An 18,829-nucleotide genomic window follows, 5' to 3' on the forward strand; every position below is an offset into this window, starting at 1 on the left:
ATTCGCTTGCCAAAGGGCGTCTGATCGTCAAGGACAGCTTTAAAGGCGAATCGGGCATCGTCCGTTTTTTTGCTGCTGATGAGCTGAACCGGCGGCGGGTGAACGGCGCAGCCCCGGTTTCTCTCAAAGGCATTGTGTTCGATTCCACTTTCGTGGCTCGTGCGGCAAACGACAGCCTCTACTTTTACGCCCATGTCCGCAGCCGAGCTGCTTTGCAGCAACTCTGGTGTTATGTGTTGAACGACTCGCTTCCCCTGGCGCCTCTGGAGAATAATTGGTTCAAGTCCGAACGCGGTATTTTTATTGTTTGGAGCGGCTTCCAATTCTCTTACTATTTCAAAGCGACGGACGCCGAAGGGCGGACGGTAACCAGCCGCTTGTACAAACACTATATCAATCTGGATGTGGATGTCGAGGTGGCAGAGGGTGCAATACGTTACATCGGCGGTGAATGGGTAATGCTGGAAGCGACGGTGCAGAACAAGAGCGGCAACACGGTTACCGGCTTGGAGGTACTTTATCGCACCAAAACACCGTCGGATTCCTTGTGGCAAACAGTCGGCAAAGATACGATCTCCATAGATGCCTATGCAACGAGCGTCAGTCGAATCAGGCATACTCCTTCGCCGGGCGAGTTGTGGGTCGAGGTGGTTTTGGACCCCGACAGCCTTGTTCGTGAAGACACCAAGGAGAACAACCGCACCGCGGCCCTGCTGACGCCGCGCTATTTTCAGGCGACTCCGGAAGGATTTTTGTTGGCGGAAGGCAGGCGCTCCGAACTGCAGGTCGGCCGTTTGAGTATAGAAATGCCGGCCGGCGCCTTGAAACGGCCGAGCGCCTTGGCGGTTTGGCCCTTAGAAAAAGTTTCGATCAATCAGCAGCCGGATTATTCGCATCGCCGCGGTACGCCGGCGTTTCATGTCGAACTGATGACCAATGAAATGCTGCAGAGACCGGCCTACCTGCGGCTCGACACGGCCGACAGCACGATTGCGGATTCGGTGCGGACAGAATGGAAGCTCTACCGTTTCGCTAAACAGACTAAAAAATGGGTACGCTGCGATACGCGCGTGGAAGGAAACGTGCTCACGGCCGAAGAGCGCATTCTCGGTCCACTGGCCGTGCTCGAAGTGCGCGACGATAAACCGCCGCAGATCTCGGTTGCGGTCGATGGTCAGCCTTATGTGGATTACAAGTGGGCGGGAGACGAGCCGAGACTGGGCATCCGCCTGCAGGATGAAAACGGCATCGATTTGTCGCCTGGGCGCTTGATGATTGCGCTCGACGATCTTCCGGTGGATTCTACGGAAATCGCTCTGCCCGATTCGATCATTGACGGAAATCAGATTGTCATCAGCTACAATCCCAAACTGACGCCGGGAGAACACATTCTGACCGTACAGGCGACGGACTGTAACCGCAATCTCTCGGACATACAAGAGTACTATTTGCGCATTGCCGAGGAGCTGCAGATTCAGATGCTCGGCAATTATCCCAATCCTTTCCGTCAGGAAACGCGTTTTGCCTATATCCTTACCACACCGGTTGACGATCTGTCGCTCAAAATTTACACGGCATCGGGAAAACTCATTCGCTCATTCAAACCGGCGGATATCATCGATGACCCCAATCCGCTTAGCGCCGATTATCACGAGATTCTTTGGGACGGCAAAGATGCCGAAGGATTCGAGACGGCGAACGGCGTCTATTTTTATCGACTAACCGCCAAAAGCGGCGGTAAAACACGCACGATCAGCGGAAAAATCGCCAAGATTCTATGAAAGCATTGCGAAATTCAGCTTTTATTATTCTGCTTGCTTTTTCATGGCTGAAGGCAGGCGGCCGCTATGCGGGCGCTGCGCTCGAACTGGGCGTAGGCGCGCGCCCTTTGGCTTTGGGAACCGCCGCCGGGGCTATGGGAGGGACCGGCGAGACTTTTTTCTATAACCCTGCTTCCCTCGGCCTTCTGAAAACCACCCGCATTAATCTTATGTATGCACCGACGTTCGGCTCGCTTTTTACACCGATGGCCAATTACAATTATTTCGGCTTTGCTTACCCAATGCCGGGCGGCGGTGTGCTGTCCATCAATTGGACCCGTTTTGCCGTCGACGATATTCCCGTTTACCCCGAGCTGAAAGGCAAATCCTACAGCGAACGCAATGCTGATCTGGAACTGCGGCCGAGCGGAACGGCGCTGGGCTTTATCGAGGATACGGAAGACGTCTTTTACTTTAGCTTTGCCAAGACCCTTGAATCGATTTTTCCTCTCGGCTGGTGGTACGGCGATCTGCCTGTCACGCTTCCGATCGGCGTCAATTTCAAGCTGATAAGACAGGTGTTGGGCGAGGCTTCCGCATCCGGCATGGGCATCGACGTCGGCACCCTGCTCAAATTCAATTTCGGCACGCTCGTTCATCAGCGGGAATTGGGCGATCTTTCTTTTGGTTTTACTGTGCGGGATCTGACCAAAACACCGATCGTGTGGAATACAAGGCACCAGGATCGAATAGAGCGCAGTTACCTTTTCGGCATAGCTTATGAGCAACCCATATTGCGCGGAATTGCGCTTAATTTTTACTATTCGTTGCAGAAAAAGTACGAGATGACGCCTTTTTACGGAGCGGAATTGATCGCCAAGGCAATCAGCCTACGCGTAGGGCGCAATGAAGTCGGCCTGACGGCCGGTGCCGGTTTTCATTGGCGGTATCTCAACGTTGACTATGCCTATGTCACCAACGCTTTCGAGGATGTACATCGGCTGAGCTGCTCCGTCGAAATCGCGAAAAAGAAAACAACGCAGGCGGATAATGAGCCGTAAATGCGAAAAATTGCAGCTTTCATCCAATAACAAAGATGGAATTCTCTGCTTTGCCGCGTCGCCGTATCATTATTCATGGAGGTTGCCATGAGACGAAATCTGCCGACTTTGGTTTTTCTGATCGCAATTAATGCTTTTGCCGGACCGATTATGAACGGCGGCCGCGGCATGCTGCACGTCAAGTCGGCTATGGGCACGCGGCCGAAACAGCTCTGGGCGACCTGGCAAAGTCGGGCGTGGGGGGAGGCCGCTGATGTTCAGTACTTTTCGGACGGCGTCGTTACGCGTACCACCTTTTGGGATGTGCAGGGCGTAATGTCTCTCAATTACGGTGTTCTGCCCCATCTTTCCCTGTCAATGAGCACCGTAATTTATCAAGATGTCAATACCGAAGGGCCTGACGATCTTTTCGGCGATACCAGCCTGGACATCCGCACCGGCAATTATCAAATTCAGAATACCAACGCCTATGTGGGCTTGAATCTGGGTTTGCGTTTCCCGACCGGTTCTTATCACAACATCCTTTTCGAAGAATATACGGCCGGAACAACCGAGGCGGGGCTAACCGGCCTTTTCACCTATCGCTACAAGCTGCCTAATCTGGCTTTTGATTACCGTATTCATGTCAACCTGACCTATTGGAATTATTTCGACAAGGGGGCGCGCCTGGTTGCGGGCGATGAATTTCGTGAAATCAGCGTGGTCAAAAAAAATAGTCAGGCTTTTTATTACGGCTTTGGGTTGGAATTTCCCACCACGCTGTTCGATTATGGCCTCGAATTTTACGGTCTTTCATGGATCACCTTTCCGCCGCCGGCAGCAGGCGGACGTGAAAACTTTCTCTACATGAACATGAGCTTCGGCTACAAACCGCACCCGCGCTTTAAATTCTATACGGCGCTCGACCTGCGGCTCTCCAAAGACGTTGATTACACCCAAGGCCCGCGGCGTACCTTTTCGCAGCTCGACAACTATCCCGGATGGCGCGTTTACTTGGGCGTGCGGGCGATGATTCTGCCCAAATCGCTTTACGATATGTACCGCCAGGCTTTGATCGAGGCGCAGAGCCTCCGTACCAAGTCCTCGGCCAAAAAGACGACGCAATCGGCGCCAAAAACTCAGAGCAAACCCTCCGGACAGACTGCACCTCAGCAACCGAAAAAAGAATGACGCCGACCGCATCTTCGGCTCCTCTTCTCTGCAATCTGCTTGTCCTTTTGCGAAATAGTGGCTATCTTTTATAACTGGACAAGGATGAAGGATAGCATGAGCCAAGTAATTGATTACCTGGCGCGCGGCGGCGTGACCATGATTCCCCTGCTGTTGGCTTCAATTTTAGCGCTGACCATTGTCATCGAACGCGCGATCAGCCTGCGTCGCAAAAAAATTCTCATTCCGGAGATTATTTCCGTCATCGAGTCGCTCGATCGATTGGAAGATATCGAGCTGGCCAAGGCGATCTGCGAAAAACACTCCGGCGCTTTTGCCGATTTGGTGTTGACCGGCCTGCAGAATTTGGATCTGACGCCGACCGAGATGCGCGAGCTTCTGAACGATCAGGGCCGCCAAGAGGTGCGGGCGCTGGAGCGCGGGCTGCCGGCATTGGAGACGATTGCCGGTGTGGCGCCGCTTTTAGGGTTGTTGGGAACCGTCCTGGGAATGATCAAAGTTTTTACCGTTATTTCGCGCGTGGGGACCGGTCAGGCCAGTCAACTGGCGGGCGGCATATCCGAGGCGCTCATCACCACCGTTGCCGGGCTTGTCATCGGCATTCCCTCTCTTATTATGTACAACTACTTTTCCGCCAAGGCCGAGGACTTTATTCTCGATATTGAAAAATATACGACCAAGCTGCTGCATAAAATTCGACAGCTTCAGAAATAGAGGCGGCCTGGAGCATGCAGTTTAAAGACCGAAAGCGGCGGCGACCGACCCTCAACATCACTTCGTTGATCGATGTGATGTTCATTCTGCTGATCTTTTTCATGGTCTCTTCCAGTTTCATCGAGCAGCCGGGCATGAAGCTCGAATTGCCCACCATCCAATCCAACGAAGTGGAGCGTGTGGAAAACCTCGTCATCTACCTGTCGCGCGACCAGGAAATTTTCTTGGGCGAAAAGCGTGTACCGCTGGAAAATTTGGCGGATGAGATTACCGTCCGCATTCCCAATATTCGTGAAAAAACGCTCATTCTCAAGGCGGACCAGCAGGTTCCGCATGGTTTGGTGGTAAAGGTGATGGATACAGCGCGGCGTTGCGGCTTGACCAAAATCGTCATCGGCGCTAAAACGGAGCAGGAGCCGTGAGGAAAACAGCGCGGCTGCTGTTTTGGATCGTTTGCCTTTGCCTGACTCCGGCGGCCGCTGCCGAAGATTTGATCGCACGGCGTGCAGACCAATGGATCGGCCAAGACAGCTTTGAGATCGATTCGTCGGACGGCAGGCTTTGCCTGGCAGTGCTCGGGGACCCTGCCGGCGCCGCTTTTGCCAAACTGCCCTTTGCATTCACCCCCAATACCTGGTACGAACTTTCCGTTCAGATGCGTTATGAGCAAAATGCTTACGCTTCGGCGGCAATGGTCGGAACCGACTTTGCCAATCGGGATGTACAAGCGACGGAAGAGTGGCTGACGGTCACCTTTCGATTCATGGCACCGCGGGACGGCGATCACTATGTTCGACTCGGCCTTTGGCAGGGACGAGGAAGGATACTTTTCCGCTCTCTCCGAATTGCAAAGCTTTTACCCATTCATATACCGCAGGCCGGCATTGAACTCGGCGACGGCGAGTCCATTACAGAGGGACTTTATGCGGCGCATTACTATTTTGCTTCGCTGGGCACCTATGCCGTGCGCACGCTCGCAAGATTTGACGCCTATTTCAATACCAACCGCTGGGACATGACCGATGGTCGTGAGGTGATCTATTGTCATCGCCTTGGCTATTGGCAGCAGATCGACGCTCGGCTGTCTCTCAAGATTTCTTTTAGACAAAGCGGCTATCTTGAACTTGCCGCCTCAAAGAACGGCGTCGATTGGCAAATCATCGGCATAATTTCCCGTGTCGGAATAGCTGAATTCATTTTGCCGATAGAAATCTTTCCCGCCGAACAAGTCTTTATTCGGCTGCAGGCCGGCAGACCACCGACGCGCATTCAAATCGATGAATACCGCTACGAAGCGCATGTCGATTCCGACGCTCCGAACTTGATCGGCAAGACCCGCTTTCTGCGCATAGACCGGCAGGCCGAAGCGGTAACTATCAGCCGGAAAGATAACGAAACGTTTCAGCTGAAGGTAAAAGGTAATGAATCTCTGAAGCTTATTCGCCCGGACAGGCAAGACAAGGCTGCCGAAAGGGTCACTTCGCGCTCTATTCATATCAAATCACAAGAGATCCTAAACAGCGGCCACCTGATCGTCAACATTAAGGGCGACACTCTTGTTTCGCTGCAGCCGGCGGAGCCTCTTTCAGCCTTTGACGATTATGGTGATCGATTGCAGGAGATAGAGGGCGCGGTGATTTGGAGCTGCGAGTCGATGCGCAAGATCGCGCCCGCGCAGGAGCCGCCGAAACGAACCGGCCGCGTCGTTGCCTTTTCCGCGGCACGCAACGAATATGAAGCCGTGCAGATTGTCGTCTATGCGAAAAAGCCCATTCGTCGCCTGTGGGCGTATGTCGAGCCGTTTCGTCACCCTTCCGGAGCTGTTTTGCCTCCCGACTCGGCAACGGTTTACCGCGTCGGCTATGTCCATGTGCGCGTGCCGACCGACGAACGCGGCGCGACAGGTCTTTGGCCCGATCCTCTGCTGCCGTTTGATCGGCCGACGACAGTTCGGGCCGGTGGGAACCAGCCGCTTTGGCTGAGTATTCATGTGCCGTCGGAATGTCCGGCCGGAGACTATCTCGGCCGCCTCGTACTAAAAATCGATACGGAAACCGTGCCCGTACCTTTGCTCCTGACGGTGTGGGATTTCACTCTGCCGCACGAAACTCATCTGCAAAGCGCCGTGGGGCTTTATCTTTCGACCCTGCAACGCTACCACCGGCTCACCGACAACCGATCCTTGACGCAAGTTTTCGAGCTCTACCTGCGCAATCTTGCTCAGCACCGCCTTTCGCCGTTCGATCCTTTTGCTCTTTCGCCGATCCGCGTCGATGTCGACGAAAGAACCCTTGGGGTTCGTTTGGATTTTACCCAGTTCGACCAAGCCTATCGGCGCTGGGTGCAGGGCTTGGGTTTCAACACGTTCCTGCTGTCGATACCGGGCCTGCCTTCGGGCAACTCTCTGCACCTGCAGCCCGGCTTGCTTGCCGGTTTTGCCGAGGGAACACCGCAATACGAAAAATTGACGGCAGAATGTCTGCGCCAAATTCGTTCGCACCTCGAGGGCATAGGTGCCCTCGAACAGGCTTACCTCTACTGGTTCGACGAACCCGAACCGAAATATTATCCTTACATTCGCCGCGTCAACAAATGGATTGCCGCCGAGGCTCCGGGTTTGGCAAGATTGTTGACCGAGCAGCCTGTGCCGGAGCTTTTCGGAGCGGTCGACATCTGGTGTCCCATTTTGCATCAATTTCGGCAGAGTGCGGCCGAGGAGAGAAGACGCCAAGGCGAACGAATATGGTGGTATATTTGTACCAATCCCAAAGCACCTTATCCGGGCATGTTCATTGACCATCCGGCGGTGGAGCTGCGGAGTTGGATTTGGATGGCGTGGAAATATGGGATACAGGGCATTCTGCTCTGGTCGGTGAACTATTGGACGAGCGATAAAGCCTTTCCGCCGCCGGCTCAACAAGATCCCTATCAGGACCCAATGAGCTACCGCAGCGGCGCAGGAGTTCAGCCTGATGAACGCTCTTATTGGGGAAACGGCGACGGCCGGTTGATTTATCCGCCGCCGAGGGATTCGACCGACGGCGTGTGCATTTCAGGACCGGTGAACTCCTTGCGGTGGGAAATTTTGCGGGACGGCATAGAGGACTATGAGTATCTCTTTCTTCTGAAAGCGCTCATCGAATCACATCGACGTAATGTACGCCAATCCCTGCTGTCGAAAGCTGAAGAGTTGGTGAGCGTGCCGAATGAAATTTGTTCTTCATTGACCTCCTTCAGCCTCACGCCCGAGCCCATTTTGGAGAGGCGAAAGCAGGTGGCTGAAATGATAGTCAAGCTGCAAACTGCAACGAGGTAGCTTTGGCAAACATTGTTTTTACGGCCAACATCATTGCGCCGGTCTTTATGATCGTCTTTGTCGGCTACTTGCTGCGCCGTCAGGGCGTCGTCACTGAAAATTTCAACGCCTTGACCTCGCGCGTGGTCTTTAACGCCGCCATGCCCGCCATGGTTTTTCGTGATCTGACGGCTTTTTCCTTTTCCGAAATCTTTAGCCTGCGTCTTGTACTCTTTATCGCGGCCACAGTCACACTGATGTTTTTGCTTGTATGGCCGCTTGCCGGCTTGTTGTCAAAGGACGGTCGAGACCAAGGGGCGTTCATTCAGGGGGCCGTTCGTGGAAATTTCGCCATTTTGGGATTTGCCTTTATTCAAAACGCCTTCGGCGAGGCGGCTTTGGGCCGCGCAGCTCTGGTGCTGGCCGTTATAATGCCGCTTTACAATGTCTATTCCATCATTGCCCTAACGGCGACCATGCATCGGGAACAGGCCGCGACGATAGGGGCGACGATCAAGTCGATCATCACCAATCCGCTCATTCTGGCGTTGGCGGCTGCCCTGCCGTTTTTCATCTTTGAACTGCGGCTGCCTCATTTTTTGCAGCGTTCGATTGAGTATCTGGCGGCCCTTACGCTGCCGCTGGCGCTCATCGGCATCGGCAGCTCGCTGAATTTGCGCCGAATCCAGGCGAGCCGCTTGTTGACCTTTACCGCCGCGGCGATCAAGACGGTGCTGATGCCCCTTGTGTGCACCGCCGCCGCCGTACTTCTCGGTTTTCGCGGCGAAGAATTGGGAATTCTTTTCTTTTTCTTTGCCGCGCCGACGGCCATTGCCAGCTACGTCATGGCCGAGGCCATGGGCAGCAACGGTCGCCTGGCCGGGGATATTGTTCTGGTTACGACGTTGGTCTCGGTTGGTACGATTTCCGCCGGTGTCTATCTGCTGCGCTGCTTGGGCTATTTCTGAGAAGAGGGCGCGGCTTTAACCATCGTGACGCCGGTAAATCCGTAGATTATGGAGACCAGAGGATTGATGAGATTTAAAAACGCGAACGGCAAATAGAGAAAAGGATGAACGCCGAGCGTGGCCGCCATATAGGCTCCGCATGTATTCCAAGGGATCAGCGGCGAGCTGAGCGTGCCGCCGTCCTCCAGAGCGCGGGAGAGATTCTGAAGGGCAAGCCCTTTTTCCTCATATGCTTTGCGATACATTCTTCCCGGCACCACAATCGACAGATACTGATCCGGCGCGATGATGTTCATAACGATCGTCGACAGAACCGTGGCAGTGACCAAAGAACCGACGCTTTTGGCGGTCTTGAGGATCGCCTCGGCGATGACCTGCAGCAGGCCGGTGCGTTCGAGAATCCCGCCGAAGGACAGTGCGCATAAAATCAGTGCCACTGTAGGCAGCATGCTTTCCAACCCGCCGCGACTCAACAGTTCATCCACTGCCTGTACGCCGCTGTGCATGCTGAAGCCGCTTTGCGCCGCCTCCAGTACATCCCCCAGTGAAGCTTTTTGAAAGACCAGCGCGCTGATCATGCCGAGTAAAGCGCCGCCCACCAACGACGGCAACGCCGGAACGCGGAAAATAACCATTGCGATCACCAGCAGGGCAGGAATGAGAAAAAGCGGCGAAATGACAAAGTTGTTCTGCAGTGTATTCAAAATAAGCGCGACGTTTTGGCTGTCGATAGCGCCGCGCCTCGAAAAAAGGCTGATGCCGGTGTAAAGAATGAGCGAAAAAATCGTCGAGGCCCCTGTCGTGTAGACCATATGTCGGATGTGAGTAAAGAGGTCGGTTCCGGCCACGGCCGGCGCCAGGTTGGTCGTGTCGGACAACGGAGACATTTTGTCGCCGAAATAGGCGCCGGAGACGATTGCTCCGGCAGTCATGGGCAGCGGCACGCCGAGGCCGTGTCCCACACCGATCAAGGCAATGCCGACCGTACCGGCCGTCGACCAGGAGCTGCCGGTCGCTAAAGAAACCAAGGAGCAAATGATGAAAACAGTAGGCAAAAAAACGGCGGGCGACAAGAGTTTGAGCCCGTAATAAATCATGGTCGGCACGATTCCGCCGACAATCCAGCTGCCGATGAGCACGCCGATAACCATCAGGATCAGGCACGGCTGCAGCGCTACCGCCACGGCATGTACAATGCCTTCTTCGATTTCGGACCAACGATAGCCCAGGCTTAGACCGCTCAAGGAGGCAAAAAGACTGCCGAAGATGAGGGGGATGTGCGGTGCAGAATGATACTTGAGGACGGCTGCGCCGAGGAAAAGAATCATTAAAAAAACGGGCGCCAAAGCGTGAAGGAGCGTCGGCTTTTTTCGACTCAAAGGTTGCGGCGAAGAAGGTTCTCTTTTCATAGGTTTAATTCTACGCAAATTTCGGAAATTGTAAAAGCGATTTTTAAGCTCTATAGTTTTCACTTGTTTACATTTATGCGTGCCGAATTTTAAATTGACATTTTTCTACAAATAGACTATATTGGAAAGTTATAGCTGTCCAATTCTCTTTCGGAGGAAAGGGTCTTATGCAGAAGGGTTTATATACCAAAATTATTTTCGTCATAGTGCTTCTGATTCTGGCGGGGATTTCGCTCTATCCTACTTTTCAGTTCACCGGACTGCAGGAAAAGGAGACGGCGCTCATCAAGCAGCTTGCCGAGGTATCAGGCCTGACGAAAGCCCAGATCGAAGAAGGGCTGGTGGCCGGTGATTTAGAGGCGCGTCTTCGCAAACAGGCTCCCGCCGCTTCAATCGATCAGGCTGTCGAACTGGGACGACGGCTGACGGATTTGAGCAAAAAGGTCAACAGCATTGAGCGCCGGGCCATTAAGCGCGGCCTGGATCTGCAGGGCGGTGTCTATATGGTTTACGAGGCCGACCTGCCGCAGCTTTTGCGGAACTTGGCGAAAAATCCGGATGATCGGCTGAACGAAATCATCGAAGAGACGAAAAAGACCGTCGAAGAGCGCGGATTGGACTTTTTTTCCGTTCTCGAAGACAACTTTAAGAAACGCGGCATAGAGCTCAACCGTTATTTTGGCCGCAAGGGCGAGACAAACGACAAGGTGATCGCCGAGTTGAAAAAAGAGGCCGAAGATGCCGTCGATCGTACGCTGGAGGTGCTCCGTAACCGAATCGACCAGTTCGGCGTTTCCGAACCGATGATCACCAAACAGGGTAATAACCGCATCATCATTGAGCTGGCCGGTATTCAGAGCATTCAGCGTGCCCGCAACATCATCAGCTCTACGGCACTCCTGGAATTCAAGCTGGTGCAGCCTGCGGAAATGGTATGGTCGGTTTTGGACGATATCGACCGCGTCATGCGCATCAAACAAAAAGGCGCAGCGGCAGCGCAGGAGGATACGGCCAAGACCAAAAGCGCTACGCCCGAGGGACCCAAGGCGAAAGAAACCGAAGTTTCGCTCAGCTATCTTTTTGGTGAAAAGGGGGCCGAAACGCCTTCAGAAGACGAAAAGGTCGTTGTCGACGAAAATACCTTTAGCGATCGACCTTTCAGCTCTCTTCTGCGCCAGCTCCAGGGCCGCAATTTTATCGCCGTACCGATGAAGAATGTCTATGCCGTGCAGCGCATCCTCCAGTTGCCGGAAGTCAAAGAGGTAATTCCGCCGGACGCCGAGTTTCTGTTCGGCAATGCGCCGATGACTCTGGGTGAGGAGCAGTATCAGCGGCTCTATCTGGTCAAGAAGGAGCCCGAGCTGCTCGGCGAGATGCTTTCCGACGCCAGCGTGCAGGTCTCAACCGGCAGCACGTCGCTGAACGCCGGGGCGCCTTATGTGAGCATGGAGCTGAACAGCGAAGGCGCCAAGATTTTCAGCAAGGTTACCGGCATGAACGTCGGGCGCGAGCTGGCAATCGTGCTGGACGGCAAAGTCGCCTCGGCACCCGTAATTCAAACCAAGATCACAACCGGCAGCGCTATGATCGAAGGCTCCTTTACTATGGAAGAGGCTAAAGACTTGGCGCTCATTCTGCGCGCCGGAGCCCTGCCTGCGCCGCTTTATCCCATTACTGAGAACACTGTCGGTCCCTCACTCGGCCAGGATTCGATTCAGAAAGGCCAATTTTCCGCCATCGTCGGATTTATTCTGGTGGTGCTGTATATGATATTCTACTATCGCCTCTCCGGCGTGGTGGCCGATTTCGCCTTGCTGTTAAATATGGTGTTTATTTTGGCCGTGATGGCGGCTTTTCATGCCACCCTGACGATGCCCGGCATCGCCGGCATCATCTTGACGCTCGGTATGGCAGTCGACGCGAACGTACTGATCTTTGAGCGCATTCGCGAAGAGCTGCGCACCGGCAAGACGATTCGCGCCGCCATCGATGCAGGCTACGGACGCGCTTTGGTCACCATTCTCGACGCCAACATAACAACGCTCATCTCCGCTGTAGTGCTTTACAGCTTTGGTACCGGTCCGGTCAAAGGATTCGCCTTGACGTTGTCCATCGGTATCATCGTCAGCATGTTTACGGCCATCTTTGTTACGCGATTGATCTTTGACTTTGTTACTTCACGCTATGCCATCAAGAAACTCAGCATATAGCAGGAACAGTTACCCCTTGCAGAGGAAATGATCTATGATGCAGTTTTTCAAAGAAACGCATGTCGATTTTTTAAAGCTGCGCAGGGCGGGGTATTTCTTCTCCGGCACCTTACTTCTTATTTCGCTGGTTTCTCTGCTTTTGCACGGAGGCCCGAAATACGGCATCGACTTTACCGGCGGAACATCCCTGGAGCTGCGGTTCGAAAAGCCGATCAGCGCCGGTGAGATCCGTAGTTCATTGAGCCAAGCCGGTTACGGTACGGCGGAGATTAAACATATCGGCGCCGCCGACGAGAATCAATTCATCATTCGACTCGAAAAATCCGCCGAAGGAACCCAGATCGGCCAGGTGGTTGAGCAGCAGCTGCGCTCTTCTTTTCCCGATAACCCTTACGAGGTCCTCATGGTGCAGGAAATCGGGCCGAAAATCGGCGGTGAACTGCGGCGCGCGGCCGTAATGGCGATCCTTATCGCCCTGTTCGGTATCCTGGTCTACATCAGCTGGCGCTTCGAGTTCAAATTTGCCGTCGGAGCAGTTCTGGCTTTGTTCCATGATGTTATCATCACCTTGGGTTTTTTCTCTGTGCTCAATCTGGAGATCACGCTGGTTGTGATCGCTGCCTTTCTAACCATCGTCGGTTATTCACTCAACGATACCATCGTTGTGTTCGACCGGATCCGTGAAAATCTCAAAGTGCTGCGCCGAGAGAATTTGTACAACATTATCAACATCAGCATCAACCAAACGTTGAACCGTACCATCAACACCTCATTGACGACATTGTTGGTGGTTTTTGCACTTTACTTGTTCGGCGGCGAGGTCATTCACGATTTTGCCTTTGCGCTTTTGGTCGGAATTCTCATCGGTACCTATTCGTCAATTTTTATCGCTAGTCCTTTAGTTTATGAATGGGAAGCCAAAACCGAAGCCACAAAAGGCAAAAGCGCCATCCTTCGTAAAGCATAAATGCCTGTGTCCTGAGGAGGGGCAGCGATGAACATTGAGGAGCGGGAAGAAAACGGCGTCATCGTCTTTCAATTGGCGGGCAAAATCATAGGTGGCCCCGATGCCACGCAATTGAAAGAACGCCTTCACGCACTTATCGATGCGGGCCGCAGGAATTTTTTGATCGACCTTTCCGGTGTCGAGTGGATGAACAGCACCGGATTGGGACTATTGATCAATGCTTTCGGCGTCGTTCATCAAACCGGCGGCAAGCTCAAGCTTTGCGGCGCTTCGGAAAAGATTCGTCATCTGCTGACCATCACCAAGCTCATCGGTAAATTTTCGCTTTACGACAATCGGCAGGACGCTCTTGCCGCCTTTTAATCCGTTGCTTACTTTTGAACCATCAGCTCCGCGTCTTTTTCGACACGGGGCTTTTTTCTGCTGAGGAGAGAATGCCTGCTTTCGCAGTAATCGGCGCTCAATGGGGCGACGAGGGCAAAGGTAAAATCGTCGATCTGTTGAGCGAAACCGTCGATATCGTCGCGCGCTTTCAGGGCGGACCCAATGCCGGACACACAGTTGTCGTCAACGGCGAAGAGCTGGTCCTGCATCAGATCCCTTCCGGAATTCTGCGACCGCATACCGTCTGCGTCATCGGTAACGGCGTGGTGATCAATCTCAAGGTGCTGTGGGAAGAGATCGAAATGGTCGAAAGGCGCGGCATCGACGTTCGCGGCCGCCTGTTGATCAGCGATCGGGCGCATCTCATTTTCCCCTACCATCGGGCGCTGGATGAAGCGCTCGAAAGCGGGTCGCTGCGGCAAAAGATCGGCACTACCGGCCGCGGCATCGGTCCGGCGTACGTCGACAAGGTTGGCAGGCGCGGTATCCGCGTTTGCGAACTTTTGGAGCCGGACCTCCTGCGGCAGAACATCGAAGCGACGGCGGGGGAATATAATCTCCTGCTGCAGACCATGTATGGGCGCCCGCCGATCGACGTTCAGGCTGTGGTAGAGGAATGCCTAGTATATGCCGAAAAACTCAAAGCGGCCGTCATCGACGCTTCAGTCTATTTGAATGATGCCCTGCGCCTCGGTAAGCGCGTGCTGCTGGAAGGAGCGCAGGGAACCATGCTCGATGTCGATTTCGGAACTTATCCCTATGTCACTTCATCGAACCCGACGATCGGCGGCGCCTGCGTCGGCTTGGGAATCAGCCCGCAAAAGATCGATCGCGTGATTGGGGTGGCCAAAGCCTACACGACCCGCGTCGGCATGGGGCCTTTCCCGACCGAATTCGACGCCGACTTTTCCGAGCAGATTCGGCAGATTGGAGGTGAATTCGGCGCCACTACCGGAAGGCCGCGTCGCTGCGGTTGGTTCGACGCTGTAGTCGTCAATCACGCGGTGCGCGTCAATGGGCTGACCTCGCTGGCCATCACCAAGCTGGACGTCCTCGATACTTTGCCGGAAATCAAGATCTGCACCGGATACCGCTTTCGCGATACCGTGCTGCAGCATTATCCCGCCGGCCTGACGGCGCAGACCGAGGCAGTGCCGATTCTTGAATCCCATGCCGGCTGGCAGAGGCCTACATCCAACTGCAGGAGCTGGAACGACCTGCCGACCAACGCGCGCAAGTACCTTGACCGTATCTCCGAACTAACCGCTACGCCGCTGTCGTTGATTTCAGTCGGACCCAATCGCGATCAGACCATCGCCCTCGCCTAAGCGTGATGTACTGCAGCACGCGGGGACGTCAGGCTGCGCCGGCGCCGCGCTGTCTGCGCCGGAGGTTTTCTGCTCTCGCATAGGTAAAGAGTTCGACCAACTGGGGACGGCTGAGGTGATGCGTTTCCACTGCAAAGGCGGATGAACGATAGAGATCCCACTCATTCATTATTTCTTGGGGAATTTCCAGATTGTTGTAGAGGGAGCTGCCGGGGGGGATGTAAAAGACCGAGGGTCCTACCAAAACGCCCATTTCCAATAGATCGTCAATTGTCTGCTTAATCTCTGTAAACGTCTGGCCCGGTAAACCGATGATCACATAAACCGTCACCATAAATCCCAACTTTTTCGCCGTTTCGACGATGCCGCGCAGGTCGTCGTTCTGCATGGGACGGCTGAGGCGCTGCCGTAAAAGAGGATCTCGAGTAACAAAGGAGAGATTAAGGCGACGAAAACCGGCGAGGTACATCAGCCGGAGCAGCTCGTTATTCAAAGTCGGGTAACACAGGCCGTTCATGGCGGTCAATTCTACATGATGGAGAGCAGGCTCGGCAATGATCTTTTGCAGCAGCTCGGCGAACCAGGCGCGGTCAACCGAGAGGTTGTCGTCTTCGAAATTAATGATCTGCACGCCTTTACTCTGCACCGCTTTCGTCATTTCCCCAACTACATCCTCGACCGGCCGTTTGTCGAACCGCCGGCCGAACATGGCATGCACGCTGCAGAACTCGCAGGCGAACGGGCAACCGCGCGAAGCGATCAGCGAGATATAAGGCTTTTTCCCAATGCGATAGTCTGCCGCAGGCGCCAGGTCATGGGCAGGAATCAAACTCTTCCAATCCACGCTATCCTTGGAGCCGTCGAAACGCCGGTTAAAGAAATCGGGAAGTGCGGTTTCCGCCGGTCCTGCCAGCACCGCCGCGAGTTCCGGCAGCCGATGGTGAATTTCCGACTGAAAGACTGTAGCGTGATGACCGCCGAGCACGATCGGCAGGTTCAAGCGATCAAGTCGACGAATCAGGCGTTCTGCGGTGGAAAAGTAGGCCGTGAACTGGGTCGAAATCCCGATCAGGTCGGGCTGCGAGCGGCATACACGTGCTTCGATTTCATCATCGGTGAGCCCGAAGCGATAGTAGCCTTTGAACAACAGAGGGTTCTCTTCGAGAAAAGGCTTGAGGTAGCTCATTGTCGGCGGAATGGGTAACTGTCGGCGCTTAAGGGGAGAGAGGGCGTCCAAAAGCTCGACGGCACAGCCCAGTCGACGCAACGCTGCAGCAACATAAAGGAGCCCCAATGGATAGAGCCGAATGGGCGTTGTATAAAAGTCCTCGATCGGCGGTTGAATGAGCAGGACTTTCACGGCCGCTTTGTCCTCATGTCGCTAAAAAGCCTTTATCAACCGCCTCTTGGATGAGGGCTTGGGCAAGGCACCACAGCTCCGGCGAGGCCTCCTCGATTCGTGCGTTCATTTTCAAAACTTGCGGTAATCGAATATTGTGTTCCCGCCAAGTTCGGCCTTGAGTATAATAGTTGTGCAGAAGGGGCAACAGGCGGTCCAGGCCGCGAACGAATCGCGCTGTCGGCGTTTCGCCGGCTTCGAACTCTTCCCACAGACTTTTCAGCGCCTCGGCTTCATCGTCGGGCAGAAGAGAAAAAAGACGTTCTGCCGCCTTGCGTTCGAGTTCTTCCTTTTGTACAGAAGCGGCCTCGTCGTACAAAAAGGTGTCGCCGGCGTCGATTTCCACGACGTCGTGCACGAGCGCCATTTTGACGGCGCGCAGCAGGTCGACGCGCGGATCCGCCTGCTCGCCTAAAATGATGACCGCCGTCGCCAAATGCCAGCTGTGTTCGGCGGAATTCTCGCGGCGCGAGCCGTCAATGAGGTAGCTGCGCCGAAGGACGCCTTTCAGCCTGTCGATCTCGGCGAGAAACGCAATTTGTCTTTCCAGTCGCTCGGTCATTCGCTGAAATGCGTCAAAGGCGCGTGGCCGATGGCGTAGACGTTAAAGCCGATTTCGAACATATCTCGGCGATCGAGGATATTGCGGCCGTCAAAAAGAAAAGCCGGCTTTTCCATTGAGGCATAGATTTTTCGGTAATCGAGCGATTTGTAGAGGTCCCACTCCGTGATGATCGCAACGGCGTGGGCACCGGCGGCGGCGCGATAGGGGTCGATTTCGAACTCGACTTTGTCCAGTATGTCGGCCAAATCCAATTTGGCGTTTTCCAGCGCTTGGGGGTCAGTGATGACGACATTTGCCCGTTCTTCGACCAGCTTTCGAGTTACGGTAATGGCCGGCGCTTCGCGTGTGTCGCCGGTGTCCGCCTTGAAGGCGAAACCGAACAAGGCGATTCGTTTTCCGGCTACGGTATTAAACATGGCGGTGACCAGGTTGCGCACAAAACGATGTTCCTGATATTCATTCATGCGCACCACCTGTTCCCAATAGGCGGCCACCTCATAAAGTCCGTAAGATTCGGCGATATAGACCAAATTGAGGATGTCTTTTTTGAAGCAGCTGCCGCCGAATCCGACGCCCGCTTTGAGAAATTTCGGGCCGATGCGGCTGTCGGCGCCCACGGCGTATGCGACTTCGTTGATGCTGGCTTCGGTCTTTTCGCACAAAGCGGAAATGCTGTTGATGGAGGAAATGCGTTGGGCTAAAAAGGCGTTGGCCGCCAGCTTGGAGAGTTCGGAGCTCCAGATATTGCTGGTGATGATGCGTTCGCGCGGCACCCAGTTGGCATAGATCTCGACGATTTGATCGCGGGCGCGAATGCCGCGCTCGGTCTCGCGCGAACCGATCAGCACCCGGTCCGGCTCGAGCAGATCTTTGATCGCCGTACCCTCGGCGAGGAACTCGGGGTTCGAGATAATGTCAAAGTGCAGCCCTTTGTCGTTGTTGTGGAGAATCCGCTCCAATGCCGCGGCCGTGCGCACGGGCAGCGTGCTTTTTTCGACGATGATTTTATCGCTCTCCGCAGCGCGGAGGATGTCGCGCGCCGTTTTTTCCCAATATTGGAGGTCTGCTGTTTTTCCGGCGCCTTCACCGAATGTCTTGGTCGGCGTATTGACGGAGACAAAAATGATCTCGGCTTCTTTGATGGCCGCCTCGATGTCGGTGGAAAAAAATAGATTACGACCGCGGGCTTTTTTGACAACTTCCAGCAGCCCCGGCTCATAGATCGGCAGCTTGTCGGTCTGCCAAGCGGCAATCTTTTCTTTATTGATATCTACAACCGTCACTTTGTATTGAGGGCATTGGGCAGCGATCACGGCCATCGTCGGGCCGCCGACATACCCGGCGCCTATGCAGAGAATTCGTTTTTCAAAACCGTCTTTTGACATGCAATCTCCTTTTTCCTTAATTTACAAAGCTCTATTGTAATTTTGAACAGCATTTTATACTTCAAAGAAGGAATTTTGCGCAGGATGGTTTAGATGCGGGATGCAAATCATTATGTGTAAGTTAATTTAGCGTTGTTTAAAGTTATCGGGATTTCCTAACTTGCTACAGTTGCATAACTAATCCATTAAGGAGGAAATCCCATGGTCATTCACA

Annotated in this window: 15 protein-coding genes; 11 read left to right on the forward strand and 4 right to left on the reverse strand. The window is 54.1% G+C overall.

All coding sequences use genetic code 11. The annotated features are described in order from the left end of the window. The 7 genes from ONB24_08380 to ONB24_08410 all read left to right on the forward strand — a co-directional run. Positions 1-1,781 (forward strand): hypothetical protein (locus ONB24_08380; GenBank protein MDZ7316124.1); only part of this gene is annotated, 1,781 nt, incomplete at its 5' end. Next, complete coding sequence (locus ONB24_08385) at positions 1,778-2,821, forward strand: hypothetical protein (GenBank protein ID MDZ7316125.1); 1,044 nt, start codon at positions 1,778-1,780, stop codon at positions 2,819-2,821. The genes ONB24_08380 and ONB24_08385, both read left to right, overlap by 4 nt. Positions 2,822-2,908: 87 nt before the next feature. After that, the gene (locus tag ONB24_08390) at positions 2,909-3,991 is read left to right on the forward strand and encodes a hypothetical protein (protein ID MDZ7316126.1); all 1,083 of its coding nucleotides are present in this window, start codon (positions 2,909-2,911) and stop codon (positions 3,989-3,991) included. Between the two features lie 96 nt (positions 3,992-4,087). Then, positions 4,088-4,705 (forward strand): MotA/TolQ/ExbB proton channel family protein, encoded by a 618-nt coding sequence (locus ONB24_08395; GenBank protein ID MDZ7316127.1) that lies wholly within the window; start codon positions 4,088-4,090, stop codon positions 4,703-4,705. 14 nt (positions 4,706-4,719) lie between these two features. Continuing rightward, positions 4,720-5,127: a biopolymer transporter ExbD gene (locus tag ONB24_08400; protein MDZ7316128.1), complete on the forward strand. Its 408-nt coding sequence runs from the start codon at positions 4,720-4,722 to the stop codon at positions 5,125-5,127. Beyond that, positions 5,124-8,021, forward strand: a complete 2,898-nt coding sequence (locus ONB24_08405; GenBank protein MDZ7316129.1) for a DUF4091 domain-containing protein — start codon at positions 5,124-5,126, stop codon at positions 8,019-8,021. The genes ONB24_08400 and ONB24_08405 overlap by 4 nt, the downstream gene beginning before the upstream one ends. Positions 8,022-8,023: 2 nt before the next feature. Then, complete coding sequence (locus ONB24_08410; protein ID MDZ7316130.1) at positions 8,024-8,968, forward strand: AEC family transporter; 945 nt, start codon at positions 8,024-8,026, stop codon at positions 8,966-8,968. Here ONB24_08410 and nhaC read toward each other — a convergent pair. Further along, a complete protein-coding gene (gene nhaC, locus ONB24_08415; GenBank protein ID MDZ7316131.1) occupies positions 8,959-10,377 on the reverse strand; it encodes a Na+/H+ antiporter NhaC in 1,419 nt (472 codons plus the stop codon). The genes ONB24_08410 and nhaC overlap by 10 nt on opposite strands. Before the next feature lie 167 nt (positions 10,378-10,544). Between nhaC and secD the strand changes: the two genes are divergently transcribed. The 4 genes from secD (at position 10,545) to ONB24_08435 (ending at position 15,266) form a co-directional block, all read left to right on the forward strand. Further along, a complete protein-coding gene (gene secD, locus ONB24_08420) occupies positions 10,545-12,587 on the forward strand; it encodes a protein translocase subunit SecD (GenBank protein MDZ7316132.1) in 2,043 nt (680 codons plus the stop codon). Positions 12,588-12,621: 34 nt separating this feature from the next. Then, positions 12,622-13,554 carry a protein translocase subunit SecF gene (gene secF, locus ONB24_08425; GenBank protein MDZ7316133.1) on the forward strand — a complete coding sequence of 311 codons (933 nt, stop codon included), beginning with the start codon at positions 12,622-12,624 and terminating at the stop codon, positions 13,552-13,554. Positions 13,555-13,581: 27 nt separating this feature from the next. Continuing rightward, positions 13,582-13,917 (forward strand): STAS domain-containing protein, encoded by a 336-nt coding sequence (locus ONB24_08430; protein ID MDZ7316134.1) that lies wholly within the window; start codon positions 13,582-13,584, stop codon positions 13,915-13,917. Positions 13,918-13,988: 71 nt separating this feature from the next. Continuing rightward, the gene (locus ONB24_08435) at positions 13,989-15,266 is read left to right on the forward strand and encodes an adenylosuccinate synthase (GenBank protein ID MDZ7316135.1); all 1,278 of its coding nucleotides are present in this window, start codon (positions 13,989-13,991) and stop codon (positions 15,264-15,266) included. Between the two features lie 28 nt (positions 15,267-15,294). Here the strand turns inward: ONB24_08435 and ONB24_08440 are convergent, their stop codons facing one another. The 3 genes from ONB24_08440 to ONB24_08450 are packed head-to-tail and all read right to left on the reverse strand — an operon-like array spanning position 15,295 to position 18,615. Beyond that, the gene (locus ONB24_08440; protein MDZ7316136.1) at positions 15,295-16,626 is read right to left on the reverse strand and encodes a B12-binding domain-containing radical SAM protein; all 1,332 of its coding nucleotides are present in this window, start codon (positions 16,624-16,626) and stop codon (positions 15,295-15,297) included. A 13-nt stretch (positions 16,627-16,639) separates the two neighbouring features. Then, on the reverse strand, positions 16,640-17,227 hold the full coding sequence (locus ONB24_08445) for an HD domain-containing protein (GenBank protein ID MDZ7316137.1): 588 nt from the start codon (positions 17,225-17,227) through the stop codon (positions 16,640-16,642). Further along, positions 17,224-18,615 carry a nucleotide sugar dehydrogenase gene (locus ONB24_08450; GenBank protein ID MDZ7316138.1) on the reverse strand — a complete coding sequence of 464 codons (1,392 nt, stop codon included), beginning with the start codon at positions 18,613-18,615 and terminating at the stop codon, positions 17,224-17,226. Before ONB24_08450 ends, ONB24_08445 begins: the two co-directional genes overlap by 4 nt. Positions 18,616-18,829: the final 214 nt, after the last annotated feature.

It is taken from the genome of candidate division KSB1 bacterium, from assembly GCA_034505495.1.
Classification (GTDB): domain Bacteria; phylum Zhuqueibacterota; class Zhuqueibacteria; order Residuimicrobiales; family Krinioviventaceae; genus Fontimicrobium_A.

What these genes read in the sequence shown, in the direction of transcription:
- ONB24_08385 (MDZ7316125.1), top strand. Translation starts at nt 1,778, where the DNA reads ATGAAAGCATTGCGAAATTCAGCTTTTATTATTCTGCTTGCTTTTTCA.
- ONB24_08390 (MDZ7316126.1), top strand. Translation starts at nt 2,909, where the DNA reads ATGAGACGAAATCTGCCGACTTTGGTTTTTCTGATCGCAATTAATGCT.
- ONB24_08395 (MDZ7316127.1), top strand. Translation starts at nt 4,088, where the DNA reads ATGAGCCAAGTAATTGATTACCTGGCGCGCGGCGGCGTGACCATGATT.
- ONB24_08400 (MDZ7316128.1), top strand. Translation starts at nt 4,720, where the DNA reads ATGCAGTTTAAAGACCGAAAGCGGCGGCGACCGACCCTCAACATCACT.
- nhaC (MDZ7316131.1), bottom strand. Translation starts at nt 10,377, where the DNA reads ATGAAAAGAGAACCTTCTTCGCCGCAACCTTTGAGTCGAAAAAAGCCG.
- secD (MDZ7316132.1), top strand. Translation starts at nt 10,545, where the DNA reads ATGCAGAAGGGTTTATATACCAAAATTATTTTCGTCATAGTGCTTCTG.
- secF (MDZ7316133.1), top strand. Translation starts at nt 12,622, where the DNA reads ATGATGCAGTTTTTCAAAGAAACGCATGTCGATTTTTTAAAGCTGCGC.
- ONB24_08430 (MDZ7316134.1), top strand. Translation starts at nt 13,582, where the DNA reads ATGAACATTGAGGAGCGGGAAGAAAACGGCGTCATCGTCTTTCAATTG.
- ONB24_08435 (MDZ7316135.1), top strand. Translation starts at nt 13,989, where the DNA reads ATGCCTGCTTTCGCAGTAATCGGCGCTCAATGGGGCGACGAGGGCAAA.
- ONB24_08445 (MDZ7316137.1), bottom strand. Translation starts at nt 17,227, where the DNA reads ATGACCGAGCGACTGGAAAGACAAATTGCGTTTCTCGCCGAGATCGAC.
- ONB24_08450 (MDZ7316138.1), bottom strand. Translation starts at nt 18,615, where the DNA reads ATGTCAAAAGACGGTTTTGAAAAACGAATTCTCTGCATAGGCGCCGGG.